This window comes from Microbacterium pumilum (assembly GCF_039530225.1).
Classification (GTDB): domain Bacteria; phylum Actinomycetota; class Actinomycetes; order Actinomycetales; family Microbacteriaceae; genus Microbacterium; species Microbacterium pumilum.
Genome location: NZ_BAAAOH010000001.1, coordinates 1627878 through 1644017, shown reverse-complemented (window position 1 = coordinate 1644017; position 16140 = coordinate 1627878). Strand labels below are relative to the sequence as shown.

The following is a 16140-nucleotide window of genomic DNA, read 5'->3' as shown; positions in this document are numbered from 1 at the left end:
CATGACGGGATCCATGAGCGGGCGCACCATCCTCCTGGCCGGGGGCACGAGCATGGCGGGTCGCGCGGCGGCACAGACGCTCCTCGATGCCGGCGCGCACGTCGTCGTGGCGGGACACGACCCCGAGAAGACCGACGTGCTGGCCGGCAGCCTTGCGGGGATGGTCGCCGAGGTGTGCGACCTCACGAACGAAGCCGGGGTGGCGGCGCTCGCCGAACGGGTGCACGACAGACTCGGCCCGGTGGACGGCATCCTGCACCTGGTGGGCGGGTGGCGGGGTGGCGGCGGGCTCGCCGGTCAGACGGACGACGACTTCCGCTTCCTCGAGTCGTCGCTCACGGCTCTGCGCCTCGTGAGCCGGGAGTTCGACGCTGACGTTCGAGCCTCCACCGCGGGGCGCGAGGCGATCGTGTCGTCGACCGCCGTCGCGCGCCCGCTCGCCGGGGGCGCGAACTATGCCGCGGTCAAGGCGGCGAGCGAGGCATGGATGCGCGCGGTCGCGCAGGGCTTCGCGAAAGCGGCTCGGGATGCCGGCGAGCCGCTGCGCGCGGCATCCGTCATCTTCCGTGTCAAGGCGCTCGCCGGCCTCGAAGAGACGCTGGCCGATACGTACCTCGGACTGTTCTCACAGGATGCCGCGGCGGTGAACGACACCGTCATCGACCTGTCGACATAGGCTGATCGTCGGCGCGGATGCGTCGGTACGACGAGCAGAGCGAGGCGACGATGCCCGGGATCACGACTTCCGACGGAGTCCGGCTCACCTACCTCGAGTCCGGGGATGCCGCGGGCCGACCGGTCATGCTGATCGCCGGCTTCAAGGCCGCCGCGACGTCATGGAGGCCGCAGCTCGCGGCGCTCGAGAAGGCCGGTCATCGCGTCATCGCGTTCAACCGTCGCGGCCACGGCGATTCGGAGGTCGGTCCGGACGGCAGCCACACGATGGACCGCCACGGTGCCGACGTCGGCGATGCGATCCGTGAACTGGGCCTCGAGGACGTGACACTGATCGGTCAGTCGATGGGCGGCAACTCGATCTGGGCGCTGCTGTCGAACGGCGGGGCAGCCGGCATCCGCGACATCGTGATCGTGGACCAGACGCCGAAGATGCTGAACTCCGACGACTGGGCGTACGGCTTCTACGACTACGACAGCTCGAACGTCGACACGTTCTTCGCGACCGGCATCCCCGACCCCGCGCGTCATCCGCTCGTGTCGAAGGGTCCGGTGCGGATCGGGCGGCTGCTGAAGGCGATGGACCTCAAGGCCGCGAAGGCGGGATTCACCTCCGCCGAGCTCGAGCTGCTGGGCGATCACGCCCGGCGTGATTGGCGCCCGGCGATCGCGGCGACCCAGGTTCCGGTCTTGTTCGTCGCGGGTCGCGAGAGCGAGTTCTGGCCGTGCGAGCATGCGGCCGCGGCGGCATCCCTCGCCCCCAGAGGCACGTCGGCGGTCATCCGCAAAGCGGGCCATGCGACGAACCTCGAGCAGCCCAAGGCGTTCAACGACGGGGTGCTGGCCTGGCTGTCCGCGCCCCCGCTGGTCGAAGAGGCCGGCGAAGGCAGGCGTTTCCAGAGCCCCTCCTCGGAGTGACTGCTCAGCGCGGGGGCGCGGACGAAGACGGGCACAGGGACGCTCTTCGACGGCTTGGTGTTGACATCGCCCGGGTAGTCCACAGAGAGCTTGTGGAGCCCCGGACTCAGCGGCGGCAAGGTGAAGACCGCACGGCCCCGCGCATCGATGGACCGCGAAGCGATCGCCTTCGATCCGTCGAAGACCGTGACGACACCGGTGGGTGTGCCGCTCGCGATGACGTGAGCGACGAACGTGAGGTTCTCCGTCGACCGCGGCACCAGGCTCGTCGGCACACCCCATGCCCGCGAAGGCACCTTCACTGCCGGTGGTGGCCCGCTGTATACCGTGATCGGAATCGAGAAGAACGTGCCCGTCGAGGTGGTGAGCTCCAGCGGGACCTCGCCTACGACACCCGTGGGGATCGACACGGTGAGCTGCGAATGCCCGATGGCATCCGGACGCGCGGGGTCGACCACGTGATCGATGGCTCCGGATCCGACGTGGATGCCGGCGATCGACGCCTCGACGAGCGTTGCCCGTGCAGGCGTGTTGACGAAGTCGAGTGAAGACATGGTGACGACGATGGGCAGGAGCGCGGAGTAGCCCGGCGCGTTCGACGCGGTCGCCGCGTGAAGGTTGAGACCGATCGACTTCTGGGCGAGATCGCCCGAGGCGATGGGACGGTCGCGTCCGAGACCGCGGATCGCGCCTTCGAGGGCCCACCCCGGGTGGCTCTCCGTCTCGAATCCGCCCGACGCCGATACCCCGAAGTAGGCGACGCGGTATTCTCCGGCACCCTCCATAGGCTGGCCGTCGATGACCACGTTCTGGAGGCGTGCCGCTCCCGTGGCGGTCTCGTCGACCGTGTAGGTGATTCCCGACAGTCCGTATCCGACTCCGCCTGTGGTTGCGGCAGACGGGGTCAGGATGCCGCGGATCTGAGCGCCGGTGAGGATGGTCGAGCCCGAGACCGCATCGGGTGAGATGACCGCGGCGAGCTCTTCATACGTCACGACCCCGTCGCCCTCGCCCGCCGACTGTGCGTACAGCAGATCGGCGTGCAGCTCGTACGGTGACACGATCGCCGCGACGTTCGACGAGTCCCTCGTAGGCTGCGCCCGCAGCATGTCGGCGACGGCATTCGCGAGGATCGACTCGGAAGCCGCGGTGGGCGCACGCCGCATGTCTGCCGTGACGCGGCCCACCTCGGAGGAGAGGGGCGCCAGATCGAACGAGACATCCTCCGTCCGGCCGGCGCTCAACGACAGCTCGCGCGCATAGGCGCTGATGCGTGCGTTGCTCCAGTACTCGCCGACGTAGCCCTGGGCCTCGACCCGCACCACGTAGAAGCCGGGCTCGAGGTCGACCGCATAGTCGCCGCTCGCGTCGGTCGTCGTCTCTTCGGAGAACAGCTCGGGGTCGCGGTCGGTCGGTGTGATCCGCACCAGAGCACCGGGAATCGGCGCGCCGGCGAGATCGACCACCTCGCCGGGGATCCCCGTCCGCCCCGGATCCTGATCCACGCTCGGGACCTCTCGGGCGGCGGCCGGCGATGCGGCGAGCGCCAATCCCGCGATCACCGCGATCGCCAGTCCGACCCGGACGCGCGCGATCGTCTTCTCCTTGTGGTTCACAACATCCTCCGTGCCGACGGTTGCGCAGTGCATGACCCGTCAGCGACCTATGAACCTCGATCGCGACGTCTCCCCACCGCCGACCGTAGCGGCGGGACCTCCTCGGTGCCAGTCCTAGAAGGCTTTGCCAGGGTTCAGGATGCCGAGCGGATCGAGCGCGGCCTTGATGTCCCGGTGCATGCCGACAACGCGCTCTCCGAGCTCCCGTCGGGCGCCCGGCAGCTTGAGCAGCCCGACGCCGTGCTCGCCCGTCACGGTGCCGCCGAGGGCCCGGCAGTCGTCGACGATGCGATCGAAGGCCTCCTTCGCACGCGCCTTGGCGGCCTCGTCGCCCTCGGGAGCGATGATGAGCGGATGCAGATTGCCGTCCCCGGCATGGGCGATCGTCGCGATCACGACGTCGTGCGCGGCGGCGGTGTCGCGGATGCGAGCCAGCATCTCGGGCACCGCGCTGCGCGGCACGCAGATGTCTTCGGTGAGCACGGGTCCGAGCCGCTCCAGCGCGGGGTACGCGAGCCGGCGAGCGAGGAAGAGGCGCTCGATCTCGTCGGGTGCCGCCGCCTGCTCGACGCGCAGAGCTCCGGCATCCGTCATGAGAACGGCGACGGATGCCGCTACCGCTGCACCCGAATCTCCAGGCTCGTCGACCGTCGCCAGGAGCACCGCGGCCGCGTCATGCGGCAGCCCGAGCGACTGCCATTCGTCGACCGCGCGCAGGCACATCTCATCGACGATCTCGAGGGCGGACGGGATGACGCCCGCCGCGCCGATCGCCGCGACCGCGACTCCGGCGGCCTCGAGTGACGAGAACGAGCCCACGATCGCGCGATCTTCGCGACCGCCGAGGGGCAGGAGCTTCAGCGTCACGTCGGTGACGATGCCGAGCGTGCCCTCGGATCCCACCATGAGGGCCGTCAGGTCGTAGCCCGTCGCGCCCTTCGCGGTGCGGCGCCCGAGGTGCACGATCGCGCCGTCGGCGAGCACGACCGTCATGCCGAGGACGTAGTCGCGCGTGACGCCGTACTTGACGCAGCAGATGCCGCCCGCGTTCGTGGCGACATTTCCGCCGATCGTCGAGATGCGGTAGCTCGCCGGGTCGGGCGGATACCACAGACCCTCGGCGGCGACCGCTTGGCGCAGGTCGTCGTTGATGACTCCCGCCTCGGCGACCACGACCCGTTCGGCGACGTCGAGCTCGAGGATCCGGGTCATGCGCTCGAGCGAGACGACGAGAGAGTTCGCGAGCGCGTTGGCGCCGCCCGAAAGCCCCGTGCCTGCGCCGCGGGCGACGACCGACAGACCCGCGCCGGCGGCGAAACGTACGACGGCGGCCACGTCGTCGGCCGATTCGGCCAGGACCACGGCCAGCGGTCGGTGGAAATCGGCCCACTCGGCGTCGTCGTGCGCATACTCGTCGCGAAGCGCCGGATCCGAGAGCAGCTGATCGGACCGCACGATCCGGCGCAGCGCGGCGGCGACGGACTCTGCGTCGAGGGGGTCCACGGGCATGGACTCGACTCTAGCCACGCGAGCACCCCGACCGACGAGGGCGGGCTGATGGACCGAATCGCCCTGACGTTGCCGCCTCAGCGCGGCTGCGCCGAGACCACCTCTGCCATCTTGTCGAGGCACTGATCGAGCCCGCTGCGCGACATGTCGCGCGTCTGCTCGTTCGTGTAGCCGTGCTCGGTCATCTCGAGCCGCGTGCGGCCGTCGCCCACCGCCGTGAGCAGCACCTCGTGGTGGGCCTCGTCGGGAATGCCCTCTGCCGGGACGCCGGACTCGGCCGGTGTGATCACGTTGCGGTCGGCGTCCGTGAACCGATAGATGTAGCGCAGGAGCACCGGTTCGTCGAGCTCGGTGATCTCCCACACCGAGTGGTACTCGCCCCCACCCCACTCGTCGGGGGCACGCATCGTCACGAAGATGCTGCCACCTTCTCGGATGTCGACCTCGGCGCGCGGGCAGGAGAAGCCCGTCGGCCCCCACCACGCGCGCAGGTCGTCTGGCGTCGTCCACGCCGCCCACACGCGCTCGATCGGTGCGTCGAACTCACGCTCGACGTGAACATCGAAAGTCTGCTCGGCCATGAGGCGCCCTTCATCGTTGAGCCGGTCGAAACCGACCGTAGCGGGAAGCGGCGACACTGTCGACGGAGGGTGACGGACGGACGGTGAGCGGATGCCGCGGCCGTAGGCTTGATGACCGTGACCACCCTGCACAACCCGAACGTCCGCGGCTTCGCGTCCGACAACTATTCCGGCATCCATCCCGAGGTGCTCGCCGCGATCGCGGCGGCCAACGACGGCCATCAGGTCGCGTACGGCGAGGACGAGTACACCGCCAGGCTTCAGCAGGTCTTCACCCAGCACTTCGGTGTCGGCGTCGAGGCCTTCCCGGTCTTCAACGGCACCGGTGCGAACGTGGTCGGGCTGCAGTCGATGCTGCCCCGCTGGGGTGCGGTGATCGCCGCATCCACCGCCCACATCAACGTCGACGAGGGCGGCGCACCGGAACGGGTCGCGGGGATCAAGATCCTGAACGTGCCGACGGATGACGGCAAGCTGACCCCGGAGCTCATCGACCGCGAGGCATGGGGCTGGGGGGACGAGCACCGCGCGCAGCCGCTGGTGGTGTCGATCACGCAGTCCACCGAACTCGGCACCCTCTATTCGGTCGGTGAAATCCGCGCGATCGCCGACCACGTGCACGGGCATGGCATGCGGCTGCACATGGATGGCGCGCGCGTGTCGAACGCCGCCGCATCCCTCGGTCTGCCGCTGCGGGACTTCACCCGCGACGCCGGCGTCGACGTGCTGAGCTTCGGCGGCACGAAGAACGGCGCCATGCTCGGCGAGGCCATCGTGGTGCTGAATCCCGAGGCTTCCGCCGGACTGACGTTCCTCCGCAAGCTCAACATGCAGCTGTCGTCCAAGATGCGGTTCGTCTCGGCTCAGCTCATCGCGCTGCTCGAGAGCGACCTGTGGCTGCGCAGCGCCTCCCACTCGAACGCCATGGCGCAGCGCCTGCGTGCAGGCGTCGAGGCGGGCATCGCCGACGGCTCGATCCGCGGCGTCGCCTTCACACAGCCGACCCAGGCGAACGGCGTTTTCGCGACGGTGCCCGACGGCGTCGCCGATCGCCTGCGCGAGTCATTCCGCTTCTATGACTGGGATGCCGCGAAGAACGAGGTGCGATGGATGTGCAGCTTCGACACGACCGAAGCCGACATCGACGCGTTCATCGCAGCGATCGAGCGCGAGACGACGCGCTGACGAGCCCGGGTCGTTGAGCGGGAGCGCTGCTCCGCGCTCAACGACCGGAACTCTCAGTGCTCGTGGTGCGCCGATGCCGCTTCGACGTACTCGTGCTGCTCGGCGCGCTCATCGTGGTCATCGTGGTGAGCCGGCTCGTCGGCGCCGCCATCCTGGTCTGAGAACTCGACCCGCGCGGTGTGCTCGACGTGTTCTGCGTGGTCGACCTGCTGGGTCGGCTCGTCGTGCTCAGCGGTCGCGCCATCATCTTCAACCGGTTCAGGCAGCGGTGACTCATCGAGGAGCTCCGCCGGCTCGGTCTGACCGTCCTCGTCGACGTCCGCCCCGGCCCGGACGTCCGCCCTGTGCACCACGACATCCTCGGCCGCTTCTTCGGGCGATGTGTCGAGGCGCATCTCCGGACGGATGAGCTCGTTCACCTCCGACATGAAGCTCGTCAGCTGGTGCTGCTGCCACCGCAGCTGGCGAGTGCGGTCTTCCGCGTCCCGCAGCACGGCCTGCGAGTGCACGGTGACGGTCTCGATGATCTTCTGCGCCTTGGCGCGGGCGCGGTCGAGCTGATCACGAGCACGGATGTTGGCATCCGCCTCGATCTGCTGCGCCTGGGCACGCATCAGCCGGTCGAAGTCGTCGGCCTTGGCAGCCAGCCGCTGGGCGTGTTCGAGTGAAGCGCCGACCTGCTCGTTCGCATCCTGTGTGATGCGCTCGGCGTGCGCGACGGCTTGGTTGTGCAGCAGCAGGAACTCCTGCTGGGCGTCATCCTGACGCCGGGTGAGGGACTCCTCGAACTCGAGCGCGCAGACCCGCAGCTCGCGAACGGCCTCCTCGGCCTCGGCGCGAGCCAGCGTCGTCTCGCGAGCCACCATGGACCGCAGCGCCGCGGCGCCCTTCTCCGCCTCGGTGCGGATGGCCGCCGCCTCCTGCTCGGCCTGCGACACCCTCTCGGCGGCGTGGGCCGCCTCGCGCTCGAGCCTCGCCTGATGAGCCGTGAGCTCGGTCTCGATGCGCAGCCGCGCCTGCTGGGCGTCGTGCTGCGCCTGGATGAGGATCGACTCCGACTCGGCCTGCACCTCTCTGCGGCGGTTCAGGACCTCTTCGCGCGCAGCCTCGAGCAGGCGGTCGGCCTGCACGCTGGCATTGCGGATGACGAGACTGGCCTGGTCCTCAGCGACGCGCAGGATCTCCTCGAACTGCGGACGGTCGGCGGACTGACCGCCTCCCTCGACGAGCTCAGCGGTGAGGGCTTCCACCCGGTGCTCGGCGTTCGCCGCTCGCGCATTCACTGCCACGAGCTCGGCCTCGAGCCGCTCGACGGCCTCGCGTCTCCGCTCGTCCGCGGCCTCGGCCTCCGCCTGCCGGGCGGCCTTCGCGGCGCGGTCGTTGGCCGCCGCGAACTCGCGACTGCGGGCGGTCGCCGCTTCGGTCAAGCGCCGGTACCTCTCTTCCAGCAATGCGATCTCGTCGCCGTCAGCGCGAAGCCGCGCGGTGAGTCGTTGCATCGCTTCATCGACTTCGTCTCTGTCATAGCCACGGAACGCCGTGGTGAAGGTGGTGCTGGCCGGCGCCGGTGCGGATTGACCGCTCAGGAGTTCGTCGAACGGCGACGATTCCTCGACCCTGGCGTTTCGGGGCGGCGGCACGTGATCGGACATGTCTCTCGCTTCTCGGCTTGCTGATCTCGACGATCGTCGCGGGGAGTGCAGGCCGACGGCCCCGCCTTCCACGTCGCGGCGCGCACGCCGGCGGCGGTGGAGGGCGAGGGACGTCGCGCGACTTCCGCGACACCGTTGAAGGTCGTTCGGCGCGGGGGGTGCGCCTCGGGTAGTGGAATACTACCCGGCGGCGGCCATGCTCACGCCCGGGGTGTGAGCCACTCCCGGTACGCCTCGAACGAGTAGTCACGACCGAGGAACGCCGCGACCAGATCGCGCGCGTCGCGGCTGCCTCCGGGCTCGAGGATCTCGCGGCGGTAGCGCTCCGCCGACTCCGGATCCATGAGCCCCGCGCCGAAGCCCGAGAGCAGATCGCGAGCGATCACGAGGCTCCACTGGTACGTGTAGTAGCACGCGCCATAACCCGTCAGATGCCCGAAACCGGCGTAGGGATGCAGCCCCGGCAGCGGCTGCACGGGAGACGTCCTGGCGTACCACCCTTCGGTGGCGGCCTGCAGGTCGGCGGGTCGATCGACGTGCAAGTGGTACGACACGTTCGAGTGGCCCAGTTGGCGGCGCACCTCGAGTGCGCGGCCGAACGCGTCGGCAGTGCGCATCTTCGCGACGAGCTCGGCGGGGATCGGCTCGCCCGCGGCATTCGCGGTGAAGGAGCGCAGCACATCGGCATCCCACGCCCACTCCTCGAGCAGCTGGCTCGGCGCTTCGACGAAATCCCATTCCGTCGCCACGCCGCTGAACCGGGCCCAGCGCTGGCGGCCGGCGAGGATGTCGTGGACGAGGTGCCCGAACTCGTGGAAGAACGTCACGACCTCGTCGTGCTCGAGCAGCCCGCGCGAGAAGTTGCAGAGCAGCACCGCCTCGGGAAGGCTGCGGTCGCGGATTCCCGGAGCGAGTGGGAAGCAGGCGGCGTGGTTGAACTTGCCGTCGCGTGGGTGAAGGTCGAGGTGGATCCGGCCGAGACGGACTTCGCCTCGCATCACGTCGTACGAGCGCACGTCCGCATGCCACGTCGACTCGGCGATCGGCACATACTCCAGGTCGAGCAGGCGGCCGGTGACATCGAGGACGCCGGGAAGGACGCGATCGAACGGAAGGTACGAGCGCACGAGCTGAGGGTCGACGTCATAGTCCTCGTGCTTCAGCCCGCTGAGCAGGTACCAGAAGTCCGCGATCGTGACCGTCTCGGCATCCGGGACCTCTCGGCGCAGGCGCTCCTGCAGCCGTACGAACTCGGCAGCGGCCGCCTCGGCCGATGCCGCGTCCAGCCGGGCGAGGAACTCCGGGATGGCTGCGCCGGAGCCGATCATGCGCGTCTCGGTCTCGTAGTCCGCCCAGTCCGAGAAACCGAGCAGGCGTGCCCGCTCGGCGCGCACCTCGAGAAGCTCGGCGAGCACCTGGTGGTTCTCGGGCCAAGCCAGCTCGTTGTACGCGCTGGTGAGGGCGTCACGCGTGGTGCGGGCCGAAGCATATTCTCGCACCGGCATGAGGTCGGTGTATTCGGTCGTCAGGGTGACGAGCCCGTCGTCGCCCACAGGATGCGAGTCGATGAAGTCCTGGGGCAGACCCGCCAGCCCTTCGGGCGCGACCTTCACCTCCCGCCGACCCTCGCGGATATTCCGCGAGAAGGTCAGCGACAGCTCGGTGTCGCGCTCGGTGAGGATCCGCACGCGCTCGCGGGTGGCATCCTCGAGGTCGACCCCACCGCGCCGGAAGTCCCGCAGCACATGTGCCAGCAGCCTTGCCGCTTCGTCGTCGAGGCCGTCGGCGGCGGCATCCGCGAACACCCGCCAGAGGTCTCGATCGAGCAGCCGTGCGCTGCTGAGCGCCTCCATGACCTGCACGTGAGACTCCGCGGTCGCTCGCACCGTGGGATCCGGGTGCGCTTCACTGAGCAGGTTCGCTTCGCTGAGCGCCTCCGCGAGCGCGATGTCGGCGTCGTTCCACAGCTCGAGACGCTCGATCGCGCTGAGCGCGACCCCGTCCTTCAGCCGGGCGTCGACGTCCTGCACCGCGGCGAGCCGGGCTCTGGGGCGTTCGTCGGAGAACCGCTCCCAGCCGGCGGCGTCGATGGGAAACGAAAGCGGTTCGAGAGCGTCAGCGGTCACCCGAAGAGCCTACGACGCATGCCTCGATCCGACGGTCAGCGCAGCGCGCCGACGCTCGCCAGCGCCAGCCGGATGAGGGTGCCGCGACCGCCCTCCATCTCGGCCGCGAGGGCATCGGATGCCGCCTCGGCCGGCGGCATCCAGGTCACCTCGAGTGCGTCCTGGCGCGGTTCGCATGTACCGCTGACGGGCACGACGAAGGCGAGCGAGACGGCGTGCTGGCGGTCATCGTGGAACGCGCTCAGCCCCGGCATGGGGAAGTACTCCGCGACCGTGAACGGCACCGGCTGCGGTGGAAGGAGCGGGAACGCCATCGGGCCGAGATCGTTCTCCAGGTGCCGGAACAGCGCATCGCGCACCGTCTCGCCGTAGCGCACGCGGCCGCTCACGATCGTGCGGGTCATCTCGCCGAGCGGCGTCGCACGAAGCAGGATCCCGACCTCGGTGACGGCACCGACCCCGTCGGTGCGCACCGGCACGGCCTCGACATAGAGCATCGGCATCCGTCGTCGCGCTTCGGCGAGTTCGATGTCGCTGAGCCAGCCGGGATTGGAGGCACTCGCCGGCGTGGGCGAGCCGAACGAGCCGTCGCCAAGTGGATGACCCCCGCGCCCGAACGACGCGCCGATGCCGCCGAGGGGGTCGCGGGGGGTGCCTTGATCGTCGCGCTCGTTCGGATCGGGGTCTGGGGTTCGGACGGGCATGTCTCCTGTATACCCCGTCGGTCGGACCAGGCATACCTTCCCCGCGCGTCGGAGCGGCGCGGCATGATGGATGGCGTGCCGCTCCCATCGCTCGATTCCGAGGCCGTGCTGTGGTCCGCGCCTGCCGGCGAGCGTTCCGGCAGGCCGTTGCTCGTGCTCCTGCACGGGTACGGTGCCGACGAGCGCGACCTGTTCGGCCTCGCCGCCGCACTGCCCCCGGAGTTCGTCGTGGCGGCCGTTCGTGCTCCGCTCGCCCCGCCATGGCCCACGCCCGGGTATTCGTGGTACCCCATCGAGGGGCTGGAAAGCCGCGACCCGACACATGTGACGGATGCCGCGACCAGCCTGCTCGCGTGGCTCGACGAGGTCGCGCCGGGTGCTCAGGTCGGGGTCCTGGGTTTCTCTCAAGGGGCGGCGGTAGGCATCCAGGCGATGCGGCTCGATCCCGAGCGCCTGTCGTTCCTCGTGAATCTGAGCGGCTACGCGACCCCCGGCGAGCTCCCCGGCGACGGCGTTCTCGCAGCGTCGCGGCCGCCGGCGTTCTGGGGACGAGGAACGCGGGATGACGTCATCCCGGACATTCTCGTCACCCACACGACGCTGTGGCTGCCGGAGCACTCCGACCTCAGCGGCCGGGTATATCCGGGCCTCACCCACAGCGTCTCGCAGCAGGAGTTGGACGACGTCACCGTCTTCCTCGAGAAACAGCTCGAATCCGACGCGGGCCGCGGTCGCTGAGCCTGTCGATGCGTCCGCTGACGACGGATCGGACGCGGGCTAAGGAGTGAGCGCCGCCGCGACCGCCGTGGCGAGCGTGCCGACGTCCACGCCGAGTTCGATGGGCACAGGCGAGAGCGTGACGAGGTTGACGCCGTCGGTCATGCGCCGGCCAGAGCCGCGCACGAAGTCATTCCGCATCTCCTCCTCGACCGCCCTTCCTTGCCACGGCGCCGGCAGACCACTCGACGAGAGTCCGTCCCCCGCTCCCCACGCGGCGCCCGAGTGGGCCCATACCTCGGCGTACTGGCCGGCGTCGTCGACGAGACGGCACGCCCAGAACCGGGCGGCCTCGTCGGCGAGCAGTCCGGCGGTCAGGGGCGGGTCGATGTAGATGCCCCATTCCTCGCCGGTCAGCGACATCCCCAGATCAGCGCTCACCTCGGCACCGAGTTGAGCGCAGTCCTGCTCGCACCAGCCTGTGCGGTCCCGGATCCACGGCTCTGCCGTCGCTCGAGCATTGGCCACGGCCAACGGCGTCACGAGCGCCGAGGTTCGCACCGCGTCGTCGTGGCGCGCATCGATCCCGTTCACGTTGGTCACGACGACGTACCCGTCCTGGCGGGAAACCACCCCGCAGTACCATGTGCAGTCGTCGCCGACGCGATCGGGGTCGACCGCGGCAAGGTCGACTTCGCTCACTCCTGATTCGGGGAAGACGGCGACGTGCAGGCCGTCCACGTTGTCGGCGACCCACACGCAGTGCAACCCGCCCGCCCCCGCCATGACGTTGTAGCCCGTCGACGCCTGAATGGTGTCGAGCGTGCCCGGTCGGCCCAGGACCGCGGTGACCTCCTCGGGCGACAGCATCTGGTCGCAGTCGCCGTCGAACAATGCGGGCGGTCGCTGGCCCGGACCGACGACCAGCACGGTCGGAGTGGGTGTCGGTGTCGGTGCCGGGGTCTGGCTCGCGGTCGGCTCCGATGGAGGAGCGGCTTCCACCTCCTGCGACGCGCAGGCGGTGAGCGATCCCCCGATCAGGATCGCGACGGCAACGGCGACGACATGGCGGGAGGACATCGTTTCCTTTCGACGGTCAGCCGACGCTAGCCGACCGGGCACCGCCGATTCCGACCGCTCGCAGGCAGAGTTATCGATTCGATACGTCCGCCGCGGTCCCGGCACATTTTCAGACGTCGGCCAGTGGCATCCGCTATCGTTTGTCTCGACCTTGTCCCGAGTGTGAGGAACTGAGTTGACCGAGATCGTCGCGACCGCGCTGTAACCACGCGCTGATCGTCGACCTCGATGAGCGGCCCCGCCGCTCCTCAGAACCGGTGACACTCTCCGTCCCGTCGACGTGTCTGCGCTTTCCGCCGCGCTGACCGTCGATCCCGCCGCTACCTGCTTCGGCTCCCTGCCGGACGCTTCGCGGGCTTCGGTGTCAGTGCACCCCTGACACGAAGGACCTCATGCCTGCTCACACCCTCACCCCTTCCATCGTCCTGGACCGCGTCTCGTTCGCGTGGCCGGACGGCTCGTCCGCCCTGACGGACGTCTCCGGCGCGTTCAGCGCCGTACGCACCGGACTCGTGGGCCGCAACGGCTCCGGCAAGTCCACGCTGCTGCGCCTGGTCGCCGGCGAGCTGTCACCCGCCGGCGGGCACGTCACCACGTCAGCGGATGTCGCATACCTTCCGCAGCGACTCACGCTCGACGTCGACCGGCCCGTCGCCGACCTGCTCGGCGTTTCGGCCACGCTCGGCGCGCTGCGGGCCATCGAGTCGGGCGACGTGGATCCTTCGCACTTCGACGCCGTCGGCTCGGACTGGGATGTCGAATCCCGCGCGCACGTCGCACTGGCCGAAGCCGGGCTCGCCCCGGGCATGCTCGATCGACGCGTCGGCGAGCTGTCGGGCGGCGAGGCCGTGCTGACAGCGATCGCCGGCATCCGTCTGCGCGGCGCATCGATCGCGCTGCTCGATGAGCCGACCAACAATCTCGACCGAGAAGCTCGGGCGCGCCTCGCGGCGATGGTCCGAGGCTGGCGCGGCACGCTCGTCGTGGTGAGCCACGACGTCTCGCTGCTCGAGCTCATGGACGAGACCGCGGAGCTGTACCGGAACGAGCTCAGTGTGTTCGGCGGTCCCTACTCCGAGTGGCGGGCGTGGCTGGACTCGGAGCAGTCCGCCGCGAAACGAGCCGAGGTGGCAGCCGCCGCCGTGGTGCGTCGCGAGAAGAAGGATCGAATCGAGGCCGAGACCAAGATCGCACAGCGCCAGGCGGTCGGCAGGAAGGCGCAGTTCGAGAAGCGAGTGCCGGGGATCATCGCCGGCAATCGGAAGAGCGCGGCACAGGTGTCCGCCGGCAAGCTGCGCACCGAGACGCGCGACAAGGAATCCGCCGCGCGGTCGGCACTCGATGCGGCCGAGCGCCGCGTCCGCGACGACGGCACCGTGCGGATCGACCTGCCCGACCCCGGTGTTCCCGCCGGGCGCCGCATCGCGAAGATCGGCGACGGCGCGCGCTCGTGGGTGATCCAGGGTCCGGAACGCGTTGCCCTGATCGGACCGAACGGGGCCGGCAAGACGACACTGCTCGAGCATCTGCTGCACGGTGCGAGCGAATCCTCAGTGCTGTACACCGACCGCGTCGGATACCTGCCGCAGCGGGTCGACGGGCTGGATGACGCTGCCACAGTGCTCGACAACGTGCAGATCGCCGCCCCCGAGGTGCCGGTCACCGAGCTTCGCAATCGACTCGCACGATTCCTGATCCGCGGATCAGGCGTCGATCGGCCGGTGTCGACGCTGTCGGGGGGTGAGCGGTTCCGCGTCGCGCTGGCCCGAGTGCTGCTCGCCGACCCGCCGCCGCAGCTCATCGTGCTCGACGAGCCGACCAACAACCTCGACCTCGACACGGTCGACCAGTTGATCGGGGCGCTCACGGCCTACCGAGGTGCAGTCCTGGTCGTCAGCCACGACGACGCCTTCGTGAAGCGGCTCGGCGTCAGCCTGCTGCTCGAACTGGATGCGGAGGGCGCGTTGACGGAGCGCTGAGCCTGCCGAACTGCGGGCTCGGCTTCACACGGAAGGGCTGCGGGGGCAGGATGGGCGCATGGCCGAACTCATCCGCCCTCGCAACGGCCGTGTCATCGCCGGCGTCTGCGTCGCGATCGCAAACCGTTTCGACATGAGCGTCGCGGTGATCCGCGCCCTGATGGTGATCTCCGTGCTGTTCTTCGGCCTGTCGATCTGGCTCTACCTGATCCTCTGGCTGGTGATCCCGCTCGATCGCCGGTGAACGGCGCCCACCGCCGCCGTGGTGCGTCACCAGCCGGATGCCGCGCCCGCCAGCGCCTGCGCGATCTCTTCGACCGTCCACGCCGAGGTCGGCTTGATCTCGGCGTGCATCACGTTCACGCCATCGGTCATGACATAGGGGACGCCATTGAACGGTCCTCTGCCCGACCCCGCCTTCGACTGGATCCCAGGAGCGCCATCGACGGGCACGAAGCCTGTCGCTCCCTCGAGTTCCCACGCCACGCCCGCAAGCGCGGAGAAGTCGACGACCAGCGCGCCGTTCTCCTCGAGGGCGCACTGGGAGGGGTGGGATGCGGCATTCGCCATCACGAAACCTGGAGACGGCGGATCGAAGTAGCCTGACGAGTCCTCACCCGTGATGCCCTCGGCCGCGCCTGCCAGCTGCGCACCTACCGCGGCGCAATCCAGCACTGGCCACCATCCTGTCGTGTCGCGCTCCCACGGATCCTTGGGGGTGGCCTCGAACGCAGCGTCGATCTGCCCGCTCAGTGCATCGCCCCAGGCATCGACCCCTTCGCGGGTCATGTCCGGCGCGTGCTCGAACGAGGACGCGATCCACAGCCCAGCTGTCTCGGTGCGCGAAGCGCAGACCCAGATCGGGTCGCAGGCCTCGAAGTAGTAGTCGACCTCTCCGGGCGGGAACTCGCTGTCGCCCAGTCCGGTCGCCGGGAGGATCTGGACCTGCACCGTGCCATCGGCGCCCACGTACCTGCACGTGAGTCCGCCCACGTTGGCGATGCTGCCGACCGACTCACTGAGCGGCTCCTCGACGGCGAGCCCCGTGGCCGCGTCGACCTGCTCGACCGTCAGCGCGGCATCGCAATCTCCGTCGAAGACGACGGGAGGCCTCTCGGCCGGCCCGACGACCAGCGCCTCGGGCGTCGGCGTCGCGATCGGCGTCGGCGTCGCGATCGGCGTCGGCGTCGGCGTCCGCGTTGCGGCCGGACTGGTAGCCGCGGGTGCGCTGGTGCACCCTGCGACCACCAGCACGGCCGCCGCGACGAGGGCTGCGGCGAGAAGGGAGCGTCGCATAGACCATCCTTTCCGAACTGTCGAGTGAATCTATCCACTCGGTGTCGCGATCCTGGCTTCCCTCCACAACGATCGTGCAACGTCGTCAACCCCGCCCGGATG

The 16140-nt window shown here is 69.5% G+C and carries 13 protein-coding genes and 1 pseudogene; 6 read left to right on the top strand and 8 right to left on the bottom strand.

All coding sequences use genetic code 11. From position 1 onward, the window contains the following. The first annotated feature begins 1 nt into the window (after window position 1). Together ABD188_RS07270 and ABD188_RS07265 are read left to right on the top strand one after the other, a co-directional pair. Window positions 2-676: an SDR family NAD(P)-dependent oxidoreductase gene (locus ABD188_RS07270; protein WP_344059973.1), complete on the top strand. Its 675-nt coding sequence runs from the start codon at window positions 2-4 to the stop codon at window positions 674-676. Window positions 677-693: 17 nt separating this feature from the next. Further along, window positions 694-1593, top strand: a complete 900-nt coding sequence (locus ABD188_RS07265) for an alpha/beta fold hydrolase (protein ID WP_344059971.1) — start codon at window positions 694-696, stop codon at window positions 1591-1593. A 32-nt stretch (window positions 1594-1625) separates the two neighbouring features. Here ABD188_RS07265 and ABD188_RS07260 read toward each other — a convergent pair. The 3 genes and pseudogenes from ABD188_RS07260 to ABD188_RS07250 form a co-directional block, all read right to left on the bottom strand. Then, window positions 1626-3242, bottom strand: a pseudogene (locus ABD188_RS07260) (carboxypeptidase regulatory-like domain-containing protein); the annotation flags it as partial. A gap of 81 nt (window positions 3243-3323) precedes the next feature. Beyond that, window positions 3324-4718 carry an FAD-binding oxidoreductase gene (locus tag ABD188_RS07255; RefSeq protein ID WP_344059969.1) on the bottom strand — a complete coding sequence of 465 codons (1395 nt, stop codon included), beginning with the start codon at window positions 4716-4718 and terminating at the stop codon, window positions 3324-3326. 77 nt (window positions 4719-4795) lie between these two features. Next, the gene (locus ABD188_RS07250; protein WP_344059967.1) at window positions 4796-5299 is read right to left on the bottom strand and encodes an SRPBCC family protein; all 504 of its coding nucleotides are present in this window, start codon (window positions 5297-5299) and stop codon (window positions 4796-4798) included. Window positions 5300-5410: 111 nt separating this feature from the next. Between ABD188_RS07250 and ABD188_RS07245 the strand changes: the two genes are divergently transcribed. Continuing rightward, the gene (locus ABD188_RS07245) at window positions 5411-6484 is read left to right on the top strand and encodes a threonine aldolase family protein (RefSeq protein WP_425561332.1); all 1074 of its coding nucleotides are present in this window, start codon (window positions 5411-5413) and stop codon (window positions 6482-6484) included. A gap of 53 nt (window positions 6485-6537) precedes the next feature. Here the strand turns inward: ABD188_RS07245 and ABD188_RS07240 are convergent, their stop codons facing one another. The 3 genes from ABD188_RS07240 to ABD188_RS07230 form a co-directional block, all read right to left on the bottom strand. After that, entirely contained in the window at window positions 6538-8136 is a 1599-nt protein-coding gene (locus ABD188_RS07240; RefSeq protein ID WP_344059963.1) for a DivIVA domain-containing protein, read from the bottom strand. A gap of 200 nt (window positions 8137-8336) precedes the next feature. Further along, complete coding sequence (locus ABD188_RS07235; protein WP_344059961.1) at window positions 8337-10262, bottom strand: M3 family metallopeptidase; 1926 nt, start codon at window positions 10260-10262, stop codon at window positions 8337-8339. A 35-nt stretch (window positions 10263-10297) separates the two neighbouring features. Further along, on the bottom strand, window positions 10298-10966 hold the full coding sequence (locus ABD188_RS07230) for an NUDIX hydrolase family protein (RefSeq protein WP_344059959.1): 669 nt from the start codon (window positions 10964-10966) through the stop codon (window positions 10298-10300). A 75-nt stretch (window positions 10967-11041) separates the two neighbouring features. Here ABD188_RS07230 and ABD188_RS07225 point away from each other — a divergent pair, with 75 nt between their 5' ends. Further along, window positions 11042-11704 (top strand): alpha/beta hydrolase, encoded by a 663-nt coding sequence (locus ABD188_RS07225; protein ID WP_344059957.1) that lies wholly within the window; start codon window positions 11042-11044, stop codon window positions 11702-11704. A 39-nt stretch (window positions 11705-11743) separates the two neighbouring features. Here the strand turns inward: ABD188_RS07225 and ABD188_RS07220 are convergent, their stop codons facing one another. Beyond that, on the bottom strand, window positions 11744-12763 hold the full coding sequence (locus ABD188_RS07220; RefSeq protein ID WP_344059955.1) for a hypothetical protein: 1020 nt from the start codon (window positions 12761-12763) through the stop codon (window positions 11744-11746). A gap of 392 nt (window positions 12764-13155) precedes the next feature. On the opposite strand from ABD188_RS07220, the gene ABD188_RS07215 reads away from it, so the two are divergent. Both ABD188_RS07215 and ABD188_RS07210 read left to right on the top strand, forming a co-directional pair. After that, entirely contained in the window at window positions 13156-14742 is a 1587-nt protein-coding gene (locus ABD188_RS07215; RefSeq protein ID WP_344059953.1) for an ABC-F family ATP-binding cassette domain-containing protein, read from the top strand. A 58-nt stretch (window positions 14743-14800) separates the two neighbouring features. Further along, window positions 14801-14986, top strand: coding sequence for a PspC domain-containing protein (locus ABD188_RS07210; protein ID WP_344059951.1), 186 nt, complete (start codon window positions 14801-14803; stop codon window positions 14984-14986). Window positions 14987-15012: 26 nt separating this feature from the next. Here the strand turns inward: ABD188_RS07210 and ABD188_RS07205 are convergent, their stop codons facing one another. Further along, window positions 15013-16038 (bottom strand): hypothetical protein, encoded by a 1026-nt coding sequence (locus ABD188_RS07205; protein ID WP_344059949.1) that lies wholly within the window; start codon window positions 16036-16038, stop codon window positions 15013-15015. Window positions 16039-16140: the final 102 nt, after the last annotated feature.

Bases quoted from the DNA above. Each gene is read 5' to 3' on its own strand.
- ABD188_RS07215 (WP_344059953.1), top strand. From the start codon at position 13,156: ATGCCTGCTCACACCCTCACCCCTTCCATCGTCCTGGACCGCGTCTCG.
- ABD188_RS07210 (WP_344059951.1), top strand. From the start codon at position 14,801: ATGGCCGAACTCATCCGCCCTCGCAACGGCCGTGTCATCGCCGGCGTC.
- ABD188_RS07250 (WP_344059967.1), bottom strand. From the start codon at position 5,299: ATGGCCGAGCAGACTTTCGATGTTCACGTCGAGCGTGAGTTCGACGCA.
- ABD188_RS07265 (WP_344059971.1), top strand. From the start codon at position 694: ATGCGTCGGTACGACGAGCAGAGCGAGGCGACGATGCCCGGGATCACG.
- ABD188_RS07205 (WP_344059949.1), bottom strand. From the start codon at position 16,038: ATGCGACGCTCCCTTCTCGCCGCAGCCCTCGTCGCGGCGGCCGTGCTG.
- ABD188_RS07255 (WP_344059969.1), bottom strand. From the start codon at position 4,718: ATGCCCGTGGACCCCCTCGACGCAGAGTCCGTCGCCGCCGCGCTGCGC.
- ABD188_RS07220 (WP_344059955.1), bottom strand. From the start codon at position 12,763: ATGTCCTCCCGCCATGTCGTCGCCGTTGCCGTCGCGATCCTGATCGGG.
- ABD188_RS07240 (WP_344059963.1), bottom strand. From the start codon at position 8,136: ATGTCCGATCACGTGCCGCCGCCCCGAAACGCCAGGGTCGAGGAATCG.
- ABD188_RS07230 (WP_344059959.1), bottom strand. From the start codon at position 10,966: ATGCCCGTCCGAACCCCAGACCCCGATCCGAACGAGCGCGACGATCAA.
- ABD188_RS07270 (WP_344059973.1), top strand. From the start codon at position 2: ATGACGGGATCCATGAGCGGGCGCACCATCCTCCTGGCCGGGGGCACG.
- ABD188_RS07245 (WP_425561332.1), top strand. From the start codon at position 5,411: ATGACCGTGACCACCCTGCACAACCCGAACGTCCGCGGCTTCGCGTCC.